At 64.3% G+C, this 13,124-nt stretch carries 12 protein-coding genes and 1 tRNA gene; 6 read left to right on the forward strand and 7 right to left on the reverse strand.

The annotated features are described in order from the left end of the window. Position 1 precedes the first annotated feature (1 nt). The gene (locus B2246_RS04275; RefSeq protein WP_008646052.1) at positions 2 to 772 is read right to left on the reverse strand and encodes an IclR family transcriptional regulator; all 771 of its coding nucleotides are present in this window, start codon (positions 770 to 772) and stop codon (positions 2 to 4) included. Positions 773 to 931: 159 nt separating this feature from the next. Here B2246_RS04275 and B2246_RS04280 point away from each other — a divergent pair, with 159 nt between their 5' ends. Genes B2246_RS04280 through B2246_RS04300 form a run of 5 tightly spaced genes read left to right on the forward strand, consistent with a single transcriptional unit; the run spans position 932 to position 7,293 of the window. Then, on the forward strand, positions 932 to 1,750 hold the full coding sequence (locus B2246_RS04280; RefSeq protein ID WP_011515669.1) for an enoyl-CoA hydratase: 819 nt from the start codon (positions 932 to 934) through the stop codon (positions 1,748 to 1,750). Position 1,751: 1 nt separating this feature from the next. Beyond that, positions 1,752 to 3,854, forward strand: a complete 2,103-nt coding sequence (locus tag B2246_RS04285; protein WP_286879799.1) for an acetate--CoA ligase family protein — start codon at positions 1,752 to 1,754, stop codon at positions 3,852 to 3,854. 59 nt (positions 3,855 to 3,913) lie between these two features. After that, entirely contained in the window at positions 3,914 to 4,885 is a 972-nt protein-coding gene (locus tag B2246_RS04290; RefSeq protein ID WP_008646055.1) for a tripartite tricarboxylate transporter substrate binding protein, read from the forward strand. 3 nt (positions 4,886 to 4,888) lie between these two features. Next, positions 4,889 to 6,097 (forward strand): acyl-CoA dehydrogenase family protein, encoded by a 1,209-nt coding sequence (locus B2246_RS04295; protein WP_286879801.1) that lies wholly within the window; start codon positions 4,889 to 4,891, stop codon positions 6,095 to 6,097. Next, positions 6,097 to 7,293, forward strand: a complete 1,197-nt coding sequence (locus B2246_RS04300; protein WP_286879803.1) for an acyl-CoA dehydrogenase family protein — start codon at positions 6,097 to 6,099, stop codon at positions 7,291 to 7,293. The genes B2246_RS04295 and B2246_RS04300 overlap by 1 nt, the downstream gene beginning before the upstream one ends. Positions 7,294 to 7,369: 76 nt before the next feature. Here the strand turns inward: B2246_RS04300 and B2246_RS04305 are convergent. Next, positions 7,370 to 7,459: transfer RNA gene (locus B2246_RS04305), tRNA-Ser, on the reverse strand. Between the two features lie 239 nt (positions 7,460 to 7,698). Here B2246_RS04305 and B2246_RS04310 point away from each other — a divergent pair. Next, on the forward strand, positions 7,699 to 8,217 hold the full coding sequence (locus B2246_RS04310) for a glycine zipper 2TM domain-containing protein (protein WP_286879804.1): 519 nt from the start codon (positions 7,699 to 7,701) through the stop codon (positions 8,215 to 8,217). Positions 8,218 to 8,333: 116 nt separating this feature from the next. Here B2246_RS04310 and hemW read toward each other — a convergent pair whose 3' ends face one another. From hemW to B2246_RS04335, 5 genes are all read right to left on the reverse strand, one after another. Continuing rightward, positions 8,334 to 9,593, reverse strand: a complete 1,260-nt coding sequence (gene hemW / locus B2246_RS04315) for a radical SAM family heme chaperone HemW (protein ID WP_286879806.1) — start codon at positions 9,591 to 9,593, stop codon at positions 8,334 to 8,336. Beyond that, a complete protein-coding gene (rdgB, locus tag B2246_RS04320) occupies positions 9,590 to 10,204 on the reverse strand; it encodes an RdgB/HAM1 family non-canonical purine NTP pyrophosphatase (protein ID WP_286879808.1) in 615 nt (204 codons plus the stop codon). The genes hemW and rdgB overlap by 4 nt, the downstream gene beginning before the upstream one ends. Positions 10,205 to 10,222: 18 nt before the next feature. Then, on the reverse strand, positions 10,223 to 10,939 hold the full coding sequence (gene rph / locus B2246_RS04325) for a ribonuclease PH (RefSeq protein WP_011515680.1): 717 nt from the start codon (positions 10,937 to 10,939) through the stop codon (positions 10,223 to 10,225). Between the two features lie 81 nt (positions 10,940 to 11,020). Continuing rightward, complete coding sequence (locus B2246_RS04330) at positions 11,021 to 11,935, reverse strand: PP2C family protein-serine/threonine phosphatase (RefSeq protein WP_011515681.1); 915 nt, start codon at positions 11,933 to 11,935, stop codon at positions 11,021 to 11,023. Between the two features lie 41 nt (positions 11,936 to 11,976). Continuing rightward, positions 11,977 to 13,038 carry a serine/threonine protein kinase gene (locus tag B2246_RS04335; protein WP_008647046.1) on the reverse strand — a complete coding sequence of 354 codons (1,062 nt, stop codon included), beginning with the start codon at positions 13,036 to 13,038 and terminating at the stop codon, positions 11,977 to 11,979. Between the last annotated feature and the right edge of the window lie 86 nt (positions 13,039 to 13,124).

The following is a 13,124-nucleotide window of genomic DNA, read 5'->3' on the forward strand; positions in this document are numbered from 1 at the left end:
GCTATCCAGCCGGGTTCATCGTCGATAGCTCCCGCACGATCAACGCGCCGAGTTCGTCTCGGCGGCTTGCGGTCATGCGGCTGCTGATCGCGCCGAAGCTGATGGCCGCCGACGCGCCAAACGGCAATTGGAACGCGCATCCCACGCCGGAGACGCCTTCGGTGATGGTATCCACGATCTCCGCATAGCCCTTGCGTCGGCTTCTGGCCGCTGCCGCCAGTAGTCGCGAGATCGGCATTCCGGCTTCGGCATAAAGTGCGTGCTTGCGCTTGTGAACCTCGCGGATCGCGTCGTCCGACATTGCCGACATCAGCGCGAGGCCGCCAGCGCCGATGCCAAGTAGCCGGCGTTGGCCCGGCACCGTCGTGAACACGCGCACGGGGAACGGCCCTTCCTCCCGGTGCAGGCAGACGGTGAAGTCTCCTTGTGGCACCACCAGGAAGACCGTGTCGCCCGACACACGAGCCAGCTTCTTCATCAGAGGCGCGACCAGATCGACAATCGGCGCTTTCTCCGCGGCGGCGGCGCCAAGCTGCATAGCGTCGATACCGAGCCGGTAGCGCTTGCTGTGGATGTTGCGCTCGACGAAGCGTTCCTCCTCGAGCGAGCAGAGCAGCCGATATGCCGTCGGCCGCTCCAGGCCGCTTTCCGTGACGATATCCGCCAACGTCGCGCCTTCTTCCTGATGGCGGGCCAGCAGCCTCAGGATCTCCAGCCCCCGGCGCAATGTTTGCGCGCCCGCGGTCTTCCTTCCCGCCGTCTCATCGCGCATTTCTGTCTCTCCCTCGTTCGTGCTCCGGGTTTTCTTGGTGTCCATATAGTGGTCAAAACAGTTGCTTGTGTTTGTATTGTGAAAATACCTGCTTTTACACTCGATTGGAATCACTCGACACAGCCAAGACGTCAAACCACATCGAACAGAGGAGCCGGGATGCCTTACACCACCATCGAAATCGAACAGCGCGACGCCGTGCGTCGCGTCTGGCTGGCGCGCGAAAGCGCCCGCAATGCGCAAAGCCAGCGGATGCTGGACGAACTGGATCACGCGATGTCCGAAGCGGCCACCGACGACTCGGTGCGCGTGGTGGTGATCGGCGGTCGCGGTGCCCACTTCTCTGCCGGGCACGATCTCAAGGAGGCGCAGGAGAAACGCGCCAACTTCACGGTGGAGGAGCGCTGGGCGTACGAAAGCGAGCGGTACTTCAACTACTGCATGCGCATCTGGGATTTCCCAAAGCCGACCATTGCGCAAGTGCAGGGCGCCTGCGTCTCCGGCGGCTTCATGATCGCCAATATGTGCGATCTGGTGGTCGCCTCCGAGTCGGCGTACTTCTCCGATCCGGTTGGCCACTCGCTCGGCGCGGCGGCCACCGAGGTGCTGATTCATCCGTGGGTCATGGGGCTCAGGAAAGCCAAGGAAATGCTCTTCACCGGGGATCGGATCGATGCAGCTGAAGCGTTGCGCATTGGCATGGTGAATCGCGTGGTCGCGGAAGGCGAACTCGAAGCGCAAACCGATGCGCTGGCCGCCCGTATCGCCAAGGCGCCGCCGTTCGGCCTGCATCTGATCAAGCGCTCCCTGAACCGCACGCTGGACGCGCAGGGTCTTCGTTCGGCGCTGTCGGCGCACTTCGACACCCATCAGCTCTCCCATCTCGGGGAGGGGTTCCTGCGCGCGCGGGATGCCGGCCTTGCCAAGGCCATCGTCAAGAACGTCGCCGTGGACGCCGACAAGCAAGGAACCCGCTGACATGGCGCACATGCTCGAACCCCTGTTGAATCCCGCCTCCATCGCGATCATCGGCGCCAGCGACAATCCGGGCCGCATCGGCGGTATGCCGATAGACCTGCTGGTTCGATTCGGCTATGCCGGTGCCGTCTACCCGGTCAATCCCAAGTACGAGAACGTATTCGGCCTGCGCTGCTATCGACAGGTGGAAGACCTGCCCGATGGCATCGACCTGGCGGTGCTCGCGATCGCGGCCGAGGATGTGACCGCGATGCTCAAGCGCTGCCACGCGCGCGGCATCCGCGCGGCGATCGTCTATGCGGCAGGCTTCGCCGAAGCCGGAGAAAGCGGCGCGGCCCTGCAGGACGTCATGGAAGCCTATGTGAGGGACAGCGGCATGTTGGTGGCCGGCCCGAACTGCATGGGCTTCGCCAACCTCAACACGCACGCCTATACGGCCTTTGCATCGGTATTCAGGACCGCGCCGGCACAGACGGAGCGGGGTCGCGTGAGCCTGCTGACGCAGAGCGGCAATGTCTGCGCGGCGGTGTTCGCCATCGCCCGCGAGCTGGGTGTGCCCTTCAGCCAATTCATCAACACAGGTAACGAGGCTTGCATCGACTACTCGGCATACCTCGAGTACCTGGCTCAGGACCCGCAAACGGATGTCGTGATCGGTTATATCGAGGAACTGCGCGACGGCGCGAGGTTCATCGAGGCGGCGTCGGCGTGCGCGGAGGCGGACAAGCCGCTGATCATCTACAAGGCCGGCGAAACAGACAAGGGGCGCGAAGCCGTGCGCTCGCACACGTCTGCGTTGGCTGGCAACCAGGCGATCTATCGCGCCGCATTCTCCCAGCTCAATGTGATCGAGTGCCAGGACTTCGCCCAGATGGCGCATATCGCCGAACTGGCGCGCTATCGCCAGCGGTCCGCTGGCCGGCGCATCGCGATCGTCAGCATTTCGGGGGCGGTGGGGGCAATTCTGGCGGACAAGTGCATCGGCGCCGGGCTCGAGGTGCCGACGCTGCCGGCGGCACTTCAGGATACGTTGCGGGCCGGCATTCCCGACTACGGCATGGTGTCGAACCCGATCGACGTCACTGGCAACGTCGTCAATGATCCCGGGTTCGTTCGCACTGCGCTCGGGGCGCTGGCAAGCTCCGATGCCGTCGATACCATCATTGTGTACGCGCCGGGCTACCTGCTGGACCGGATGGCCGACGATCTCGCCACCGTCGTGGCGGAGCACGGCAGGCTTATCGTCGCTGTCGACACTGGCCGTTCGACGCGGCGTGAATTTCTGCGCGATGCGGGCATTCCGGTCATGACCGATATCGGCATGACGATGCAGACGCTCGCGCCGTTTCTCCACTGGCATGAGCGTCGCGCCCGCAAGGCATGGCGCGCGCTGGCGCAGCCCAGCGCTTCACGTGCCGGTTCGACGATAGCCGCGACATCGCTGCCCGGCAATGAGTACGAAGCGCGCGCGTGGTTCGCATCGCACGGTGTGCCGACGCTCGACGAGCGCATTGCGACGAGCGCGGACGACGCGGCCGCAGCCGCGGCGGAACTCGGATTCCCGGTGGCGCTGAAGGTGCTGAGCGCCGATGTGCCGCATAAGACCGAGGCGGGCGGCGTTCAGTTGCGGCTCACCAATGCCGGCGCGGTACGCGAGGCGTTTCATGTCGTGATGGATAGCGTGCGGCGTCATGTGCCAACCGCGCGCATCGACGGCGTGATCGTGCAACGGATGGCCGCGCAGGGCGTGGAGCTGATCGTCGGCGCGGTGCGAGACCCCGTGTTCGGACCCGCCTTGACCGTGGGGCTGGGCGGCACGCTTACCGAGCTCTACCGGGACGTGACGCATCGGCTGTTACCGGTAGATGCCACGGGCGCACGCGAAATGCTGCAGGAGCTGAAGGCATTCCCGCTGCTCGATGGCTATCGCAACACGCCACTTCGGGATCTCGACGGTGCTTGCGAGGCGATCGCGGCGTTCGGGCATGCGTTCGTGGCGCTCGGGGAGACCGCCGGGGAAGCGGAGATCAATCCGCTGACGGTGCGCGAGCGTGGTCAAGGTGTGGCGATGCTTGACGCGCTGGTGCTTCCTGCAGCGCGCTAGTCCGTTCCGGCGATTCGAAACGTTCATCGGAAACTACGAAACTACAAGAGGAGACTGTCATGATCAAACGCATGATTGCAGGGTCGATGGTGATGCTTGCTGCCGTTGCCGCCACGCCCGTGGCGGCGGCGGATGCCTATCCGAGCAAGCCAGTGCGCATCATCGTTCCATTTCCACCCGGCGGTGCCGCCGACATCATGACGCGCGCGCTGGGCGAGCGCATGCGCAAGCAGCTTGGCCAGCCAATCGTGATCGAGAACAAGCCTGGCGCCGGTACCGTCATTGCGTCGGACTACGTTGCAAAGCAGGCGCCGGACGGCTACACGTTGCTGATGGCCGCGTCGTCGCTGGGCATCGCGCCAAGCATCTACAAGAACGTCAACTACGATCCGGTTCGGGACTTTGCGCCGATCACGCTAGTGGCTTCGGTCGTCCACGTGCTGGAGGTCAACGCCGCGGTGCCCGTGCATAGCGTGAAGGACTTGATCGCCTATATGAAGACGAGCGGCAAGGCGCTCAGCTACAGCTCCGCCGGCACCGGCACGTCCACGCACCTGGAGGCCGAACTGTTCAAGTCGATGGCTGGCGTGGACATGACGCATATCCCGTACAAGGGCAGCGCCCCGGCGCTGACGGATCTGGTAGGCGGGAACGTCCAGGTCATGGTGGATGCCTATGCGTCGTCGGCGCCGTTCATCAAGGCCGGCAGCGTGCGCGCGCTGGCGGTGACCACGGCGAAGCGATCGGCCACATTGCCGAACGTTCCCACTGTGGCCGAATCGGGTCTGCCCGGCTATGAAGCCATGCCATGGCTGGGGCTGCTGGCGCCAGCGGGCACGTCGCCCGAGGCGGTGCAACGGGTCTACGTGGCCGTCCAGGAATCGCTCAAGGACCCGGCGCTGATCCAGCAATTCCGTGATCTCGGCCTCGACATCATCGGCAACACGCCCACGCAGTTCGCAGGCTTCGTCAAGCAGGATGCCGTGAAATGGGCGAAGGTCGCCAAGGCTTCTGGCGCGCAGGCGGATTGAGTCATGCAGCTGACATTCACGGAAACGCAGACGTTGCTCGAGAGCAGTGCGCTGCATTGGCTGGCGGGCAATGCCGACGACATCCGGCAGGCCAGAGATGCGAGGTCGTACTGGCCTGCGTTCGCGGAAATGGGCTGGCTCGCCCTGCCATTTGCCGAAGCCGATGGTGGCTTCGGCGGTGGCCCGATCGAGGTGGGGTTGCTCATGCGGGCGTTCGGCAGGTATCGCGTGGCAGCGCCCGGTTATCGGAGTGGCGTGCTGATGGCTGGCAAGCTCATCGCGACACTGGGAAGTATGCAGCAGCGCGATACCTGGCTGGCGCCGCTGATCACAGGCGACCGCTGTCTTGCGATGGCTCATACGGAGCCGGGGCGTGAAGACCCATGGGCGATGCCGGCGACCACGGCGAGATGGGATCCGCGCGGCGAGCGATGGACGCTGCGTGGGAAGAAGTCATTGGTTGTGGGTGGGGCGGATGCCGATGCTTTGGTGGTCAGCGCCTCGATTCATGCTGAGGGCGCACATCCCCGAATCGGCTTGTTCATCGTTCCGTCGGATGCCGAGGGCAAGACGTCGCGCGCATGCCTGGTCGCGGACGGCAGCCGCGCGGCAGACCTCGTGCTCGACGCGGTTCATCTGCCGGATGACGCCCGCCTGGGTCAGAAGGCTTCCGAACAGGAGATCGCCGATGGCTTCATGACGATCGTTGCGGAGGCGTTGGTCGCTTCCTGCTGGGAAGCTGCTGGCGCGATGCGAGCGGCACTGGAAGCAACCGTGTCTCACGTCACGCAGCGTGAACAGTTCGGTCGGCCGCTCTCCGCCCTGCAATCGGTACAGCACGGGCTTGCGGAAATGGCGGTCTGCTGCGAGGAAGCGGGTGCCGCTTGCGAACTGGCCGCGCTTCGCATCGCTGCGGACCGGCGACTGGCGCGCGATGCGGCATCACTAGCCCAGTCCTGTACGGGCCGTGCCGCACGCTATGTTGCCGCCCAGGCCGTGCAGTTGCATGGGGGGATGGGCGTTTCGGAGGAGCTTCACGTAGCAGCGTTGTTCCGACTGCTGACGCGCTTCCGGTTGCAGGATGGCCATGCCGACTGGCATTCGATGCAATTGGGGAATGACATGCACACCGGCGACTGGCGCATGAGCCAGACCTTGCTTGATCCGGCGACATCTGGCCAGGCTGTGGCGGCATATGCGGAGGCACACTGATGGATCTGCTGTTGACACCCGAACTTGTCGAGTTTCGGGACACCGTACGCGCTTTCCTGCGCGAGCATCTGCCTGCGGAACTGCGTCGGGGGCAGCAACTCACGACGGCGATGTATCCGGAGCCGGAAATCTCGGGCCCGTGGCAGGCACGTCTGCGTGAGCGTGGGTGGCTCGTCCCGCTGTGGCCCAGGGAGTGGGGCGGAACGGGATGGAGTGCTAGCGAACGATTTATCTTCGAGACGGAATGCGCACTCGCTGGCGCGCCGCTTGTCCATCCGATGGGGGTGAGGCTGGTCGGGCCGGTGATATTGCGATACGGCACCGAGGCGCAAAAGCAGACATATCTGTCGCGCATCCTTTCCGGGCAGGACTACTGGTGCCAGGGGTTCTCGGAGCCGGGCGCCGGCTCCGATCTGGCATCGCTGCGAACCCGCGCCGTGCGCGATGGTGACCACTACGTCATCAACGGCAGCAAGTTGTGGACGACCCATGCCCACCACGCGAATCGCATGTTCGCACTCGTGCGCACCAGCACCGAAGGGCGGCGGCAGGAGGGCATCAGCTTCATTCTTATCGACATGGAGACGCCCGGGATCTCGGTTCGCCCGATTCCAACCATAGGTGGCGACCATGACGTCAACGAAGTGTTCTTCGACAACGTGCGCGTGCCCGTCGTCAACCGCATCGGCGCGGAGAACGAAGGCTGGCAGTGCGCGCGCTATCTGCTCGAGTTCGAGCGCGGGGCTGGCATCTTCAGTCCTCGCCTGCGCTCGCAACTCAAGCGGGTCGGCGATGTGCTGGCAGGAGAGGCACAGTGTGATGGCGATACCACTGTCACGACCTTGCGGCGGCTCCGGTTCGGAGAGGTGCGCGCCGATCTCGACGCCTTCGAGATGCTCGAATTGAAGACAATGTGCTCGGTGGCGCCGGGTGAGAGCCCCGGTCCGGTGGCGTCGGTCCTGAAGCTCCGCGCCAGCAGGCTGCGGCAGGCAATCAGCGAAATGGGGACGACGGTTGTTGGCGCCGAAAGCTTGCGATGGCGCGCGGACGACGCCCACGATGAGGAGCCTTCCGAAGACGAGGTGTTGCGCGCGTGTTTGCTGCCTGACTTCCTCAATGCACGGGCCTACACGATCTTCGGCGGTGCCGCCGAGGTCCAGTTGGGCATTATCGCGAAGTCCTGCCTGGGGGCCTGATTCGGCGGAGCCGCCCGGGAGGCGGGCATGTGCCGAGGGCAGTCTGACCGTCCGACTGTTCGCGCACGGAGGAGTCTGGCGGAAGCGGTGAGATTCGAACTCACGGATGGGTCACCCCATCGGCAGTTTTCAAGACTGCTGCCTTAAACCACTCGGCCACGCTTCCGGTGTCTGGAAGATTTGCGGGCATTGTAGCGTGACAGCGCGTATGCCCGGCCGCGCATTATACAGGGATGCGCGGGCTGGCAGTATCATGATGGAGTGGGTTCGCTGTTTTGGAGCCGTCCTTCGAGTTGTCCGAGACAGCGGAACCTTGTCAGCCCATCGCGCCTCCTAAGAGAGGCGCGAATGCAGTCTCATACTGCAGGTTCGCTGTTTGTACAGGCGATTTGAGGAGAATACTTCATGCAAGAACAACGTAAACCGTGGCAGGTTCTTGGTGCTGCCGGTGCTCTGGCGCTGGTGGCCGGACTGGCCGGTTGTGCGCAGCCGGGCTATGGCGGTTACGGCAACTACAGCACGGCGCCGCCGCCGACTGGCTATCAACAGCCGGGAACCAACACCTATCAGGCGCCTGCCGGTTCGGTGTTCGTGGGCCGCGTGGAATCGATCGAGCCGATCCAGAGCACGCAGGGCAGTTCGGGCATTCTGGGCACCGTGATTGGTGGTGCGGCGGGCGGTTTGCTTGGACACCAGATTGGTGGCGGTTCTGGCCAGACCGTGGCAACGATCGTCGGCGCGGTGGGTGGCGCGGTGGCGGGCAATCAGATCGAGAAGCGGGCCGGGTCGAATACCAGCACTGCGTATCGCGTCAATGTCCGACTGGACGATGGTCGCGTGGCGACGGTGACGCAAAGCAATATCGGCAACCTGCGCGTCGGTGATCGCGCGCGAGTGGCCAACGATATGGCGACGGCGTACTAAGCTCACCGGATACCTCGCTACCTCGATACATCGGCAAAAGAAAACGCCACGCGGCATTCGCGTGGCGTTTTTCATTCTGGCTTGACGCTCTCGTCGAGCCTTCTATGTGGGCAACCTCAATCCTTCAGGAACATTTCCTGCAGGTCATTGAGGAAGCGTCGGCCCAGTTCAGTCGGCTTGATCACGGTAGGGTCGGCGTCGAGCAGTCCCTTCTTCGCGGCCGCGGCAAGCTGCTTGCCGATCATGTGTAACGGCAGGCCGGTGTAGTCGTGGAAACTCGATGCCGGCACGCCGTCCGTCAGACGCAGCGCGTTGAGCATGAATTCGAACGGGAGTTCGTCAGCGCCGACTTCGCGCGCTTCCTGCACGGCGTTGCCAGCCAGAGCCTGCTCCATATAAGTGGCCGGGTGCTTGTGTCGCATCTGCCGCAGGATGCGGTTTGGAAACGAAAGCTTGCCGTGGGCGCCGGCGCCGATGCCGAGATAGTCACCGAAGCGCCAGTAGTTGAGGTTGTGGCGCGCCTCGCGATGCGGCTTCGCGTAGGCCGATGTCTCGTAGTGGCGATACCCAGCCTGGGCCGTACGGGCCTCGACGATGTCCTGCATTTCGTAGGCGGTATCCTCGTCCGGCAGCGCGGGCGGAAACTTTGCAAACAGCGTGTTCGGTTCCAGCGTCAGGTGATAGAGCGACAGGTGCGTGGTGCCGTACGACAACGCTGCGTCCAGGTCGCGCGCGCATTCGTCCAGGGTCTGCCCCGGCAGCGCATACATCAAGTCCAGATTGACGTTGTCGAAGTGCGTCAGCGCGATGTCGATGGCCGCGCGTGCCTCGCGCTCGCCGTGGATCCGGCCAAGCGCTTTCAGGTGGGCGTCGTTGAAACTCTGGATGCCGATCGACAGCCGGTTGATGCCGCTGGCGCGATAGCTTGCGAAGCGTTCGGCTTCGAAGGTGCCGGGGTTGGCTTCCATCGTGATCTCGGCATCGGCATCGAGCGGCAGCAGCGCGCGGATGTCCGATAGCAGGCGGTCCATCCCAGCGGCCGACAGCAGGCTCGGCGTGCCGCCGCCGATGAACACCGTATGCACGGGACGTCCCCATACCAGTGGCAGCGATTGCTCAAGATCTGCGCGTAGCGCGTCGAGGTAGGCGTCCTCGGGAATCTCATGGCTATCCGGCTTGCCCGGTGCCGCGTGCGAGTTGAAATCGCAATACGGGCATTTGCGCACGCACCATGGGATGTGCACGTAGAGCGAAAGCGGTGGCGAGCCGGGCAGGGCGATCTGGCCCGGCTTGAGCCAAAGCTTCTGGTTGTCGGCCGGGGATAGCGGCGAGGATGCGGCCGGCGTGCCACCGCCGACAGGGACGATCGGGATCATGCGCAGCTCTTGATGCCGGCGGTCTGCAGGCGGGCCACCAGTTCCTGAAGTGCCAGGGCACGATGGCTGATCGTGTTCTTCTCTTCGGCGCTCAGCTCGGCGGCCGTCTTGCCGACGCTGGGCAGCAGGAAGTGCGGATCATAGCCAAAGCCACCATTGCCGCGCGGGGCGTCAACGACCTCGCCGGCCCAGATGCCTTCGGCGATGATGGGTCGAGGATCATCGGCGTGCCGCACCATCACCAGCACGCAGTAGTAGTGCGCGCGGCGGTTCAGCTTGCCTGCCAGTTGCGAGATCAAGTGGGCGTTGTTGGCCGCATCCGACTTCGGCTTGCCGACGGTCTGGGCATAACGCGCCGAGTACACGCCAGGTGCACCGTCGAGCGCTTCGACGCAGATACCCGAGTCATCCGCCAGCGCGGGCATTCCCGTCAGCCGCGCAGCGTGGCGGGCCTTGGTCAGCGCGTTCTCGACGAATGTGGCGAACGGTTCCTCGGCTTCGGGCACGCCCAGTTCGCCTTGCGGCACGACGTCAAAGCCGAGCGGAGAGAGCAGCGCGCTGAATTCGCGCAGCTTGCCGGGGTTGTTGGAGGCCAGAACCAGACGTTGCATCGACATATTCCCCTGCGCTTACAGCCCGAGCGCCTGCTTCTGGTGGCGCACGAGTTCGGCGATGCCGGCCTCGGCCAGGCGCGTCATGGCGTCGAGATCGGCGCGGCTGAAGGGCGTGCCTTCGGCCGTGCCCTGGACCTCCACGAAGCCGCCACTGCCGGTCATGACCACATTCATGTCGGTATCGCAGTTGCTGTCTTCGGCGTAGTCGAGGTCGAGCACCGGCACGCCGTTCACCATGCCGACGGAGACCGCCGCCACGAAGTCGCGGATCGGACTTGCCTTGATCTGGCCGTCGCGCAGCATCGCGGATACGGCGTCGTGCGCCGCCACGAAGGCACCAGTGATGGCGGCGGTGCGCGTGCCGCCGTCGGCCTGCAGCACGTCGCAATCGAGGTGGATCGTGTATTCGCCCAGCGCTGCCAGGTCGAACACCGAACGCATGGCGCGCCCGATCAGGCGCTGGATTTCCTGGGTGCGGCCGGTTTGCTTGCCCCGGGCGGCTTCGCGGTCAGAGCGGGTGTGCGTGGCGCGCGGCAACATGCCGTACTCGGCTGTGACCCAGCCTTCACCGCTGCCCTTCTTGTGCGGCGGCACCTTTGCCAGCACGCTGGCGGTGCACAGCACCTTGGTATCGCCAAAGGCACTCAGCACCGAGCCCTCGGCGTGGCGGGTGTATTGGCGGGTCAGGGTGATGGGTCGCAGCGCATCGGCTGCGCGTCCGCTGGGTCGCATGTGGAGTCTTTCGTCAGAATCGGGTGAGACCGCGATTCTAACGCCGGCGAGCCTTGCGTGCCTGCCGGGACCCCCGGCGCCTCAGCGCATCAGGTTGCTGGTCTTGTCGATCGCCGCGCGAATCTCGGCAATCGAGCGTTCGATTTCTTCCTCGGACAGCAGATCGGTCTCGCTGCCCGTGCGCTCGAGGATGGAGGTGGTGAACGCATTGAGCGGCAGGGTGTCGGTCAGCACCGCGTCGTCGTTCGGCACATTGGCGTCCGCTTCCCACATCATTGCGATGGCTGTGGTGTTATCGGCACCTTCGCCGGCGTTCGCAAGCGCCCGTTCAATCAGGTCAGGTATCGCATGGACCACCGAAAGATGGGTGACCTTGTCGACGATGATGTCTTCCTCAAGGCTGCCCCAGAGGCCGTCGGAGCACAGCAGCGCCACGTCTCCCGGGTTCAGCCGCACCGGGCCGCCGATGTCGATCAGCGGCAGGTTCGGCGAGCCGAGGCAGTTGTAGAGCTTGTTGCGTTCCGGGTGGTTGGCCACGTCCATCGGCAGCACGCGTTCCTGCTGCAGCAGATTCTCGATCTTCGAGTGGTCGCGCGTGCGGGTCAGCAGGGCGCCCTTGCGCATCAGGTAGAAGCGCGAGTCGCCGGCGTGCGCCCAGTGGATCTGGCCATGCTGGATCAGGCAACACACCACGGTGGTACGCGGGATATCGGCCAGCCGGTTGGCTTCGGCATAGCGATGGATCTCGCGATGCGCGAGCATGATCGTGTCCTGCAGAAAGTCGGCAGGATTCCGGATCGCAGGACGGGCCTGGGTCTGGAACTGACGCGCCAGCGTCTGCAAGGCCTGCTGCGCGGCAACTTCGCCGAGCGCGTGGCCGCCGAGGCCATCGGCCAGCACCATCAGCAGGGCGTCGCGCGTGAAGCAGTAGCCCATGCGGTCCTGGTTGATACGGCGGCCGCCCTTGCGGCTTTCCTGATAGACGGAGAATCGCATGTTGGCTTAGCGGAATGCGTTATGTTCGTGCCGGTTTGGCATCAGTTGCCGCCGTGGCCTGCCTCGGTGGCGGGCAGGGCCTTCTCTTCGCGGCGGCGCAGCAAGGTCATGAAACGGCTGGTGGCGTTCAGGCGCTCGGTGACGGGGCCTGCGGGATTGGCGGCCATGGCCGCAGCCGACTGCTCGCCCAGCGCGTTCGATTGGTCGCGCAGCTCCTTCTGCAGCCGGAACACGCTTTGCGGGCGCTCGGCCGGCGTCAGGCGCAGGCACCACTCGACCAGATCGACCAGTCCGTTCGTGTAGGTGGCGCGCAGCCGACCGAACGACTCGGTCATGCGGTCTTCCTTCTCACGCTGGTTGGCCTCCTGCGGCGGCATTCCGGCCATACAGGCATAGAGCGTGGCGCCCAGGCTGTAGATATCGGTCCACGGGCCGAGGTCCGTATGCTTGCCGTAGAGCTCGGGTGCCGCGAACCCCGGGGTGTACATCGGCTGGAAACGCGATGCTTCCATGGTCAGGATCTGCCGGGCCGCGCCGAAATCAAGCAGGATCGGCGATTCGTCCTCGCGCAGGTAAATGTTTCCCGGCTTGATGTCCAGATGAAGAAGCTTGTGGATATGCACTTCCCGCAGGCCGCTCATGAGGTCGTGGAATACCTTGCGGATAAACCGTTCGCGGAGGACTTTGGCCTTGCCCTGCTGCCGGGCCTGCAGGATATGCTCCTGCAGCGTCTTGCCCAACTCGTAGTTCATGACCATGTAGACCGTGGAATTCTCGCGGAAGAAATTCACCACGCGGACCACGCTGGGGTGCGAAATACGGGCCAGCGACCGTCCTTCCTCAAAGAAATACTTCAGGCCAAGGCGAAATGAGGCCACGTTCTCGTCCGGAACGACCGGGATCAGCTCGCCGGGACTGCGGCGGGCCAGTGACGACGGCAGGTATTCCTTGATGGCCACCGGGGCGCCCGTTTCGTCCGTGGCGAGGTAGACGAAACTGAACCCCCCACTGGCCAACTTCTTTACAATACGATAGTTGGCCAGCAGCGTGCCGATTGGCAGCGGCGCGCTCTTGGACTGGTTAGCGCCCTTGGACTCTGTCATAGGATTCGGGACCTTATTTGCTCCCGGATTCTCCGGGCTAATCGGTCACTTGTAAAGAATTCATTGGCGGGGACTGTTGCCAAATA

Source organism: Cupriavidus sp. UBA2010 (genome assembly GCF_002335265.1).
Lineage (GTDB): Bacteria > Pseudomonadota > Gammaproteobacteria > Burkholderiales > Burkholderiaceae > Cupriavidus > Cupriavidus metallidurans.

Bases quoted from the DNA above. Each gene is read 5' to 3' on its own strand.
- B2246_RS04275 (WP_008646052.1), bottom strand. From the start codon at position 772: ATGCGCGATGAGACGGCGGGAAGGAAGACCGCGGGCGCGCAAACATTG.
- B2246_RS04280 (WP_011515669.1), top strand. From the start codon at position 932: ATGCCTTACACCACCATCGAAATCGAACAGCGCGACGCCGTGCGTCGC.
- B2246_RS04285 (WP_286879799.1), top strand. From the start codon at position 1,752: ATGGCGCACATGCTCGAACCCCTGTTGAATCCCGCCTCCATCGCGATC.
- B2246_RS04290 (WP_008646055.1), top strand. From the start codon at position 3,914: ATGATCAAACGCATGATTGCAGGGTCGATGGTGATGCTTGCTGCCGTT.
- B2246_RS04295 (WP_286879801.1), top strand. From the start codon at position 4,889: ATGCAGCTGACATTCACGGAAACGCAGACGTTGCTCGAGAGCAGTGCG.
- B2246_RS04300 (WP_286879803.1), top strand. From the start codon at position 6,097: ATGGATCTGCTGTTGACACCCGAACTTGTCGAGTTTCGGGACACCGTA.
- B2246_RS04310 (WP_286879804.1), top strand. From the start codon at position 7,699: ATGCAAGAACAACGTAAACCGTGGCAGGTTCTTGGTGCTGCCGGTGCT.
- hemW (WP_286879806.1), bottom strand. From the start codon at position 9,593: ATGATCCCGATCGTCCCTGTCGGCGGTGGCACGCCGGCCGCATCCTCG.
- rdgB (WP_286879808.1), bottom strand. From the start codon at position 10,204: ATGCAACGTCTGGTTCTGGCCTCCAACAACCCCGGCAAGCTGCGCGAA.
- rph (WP_011515680.1), bottom strand. From the start codon at position 10,939: ATGCGACCCAGCGGACGCGCAGCCGATGCGCTGCGACCCATCACCCTG.
- B2246_RS04330 (WP_011515681.1), bottom strand. From the start codon at position 11,935: ATGCGATTCTCCGTCTATCAGGAAAGCCGCAAGGGCGGCCGCCGTATC.
- B2246_RS04335 (WP_008647046.1), bottom strand. From the start codon at position 13,038: ATGACAGAGTCCAAGGGCGCTAACCAGTCCAAGAGCGCGCCGCTGCCA.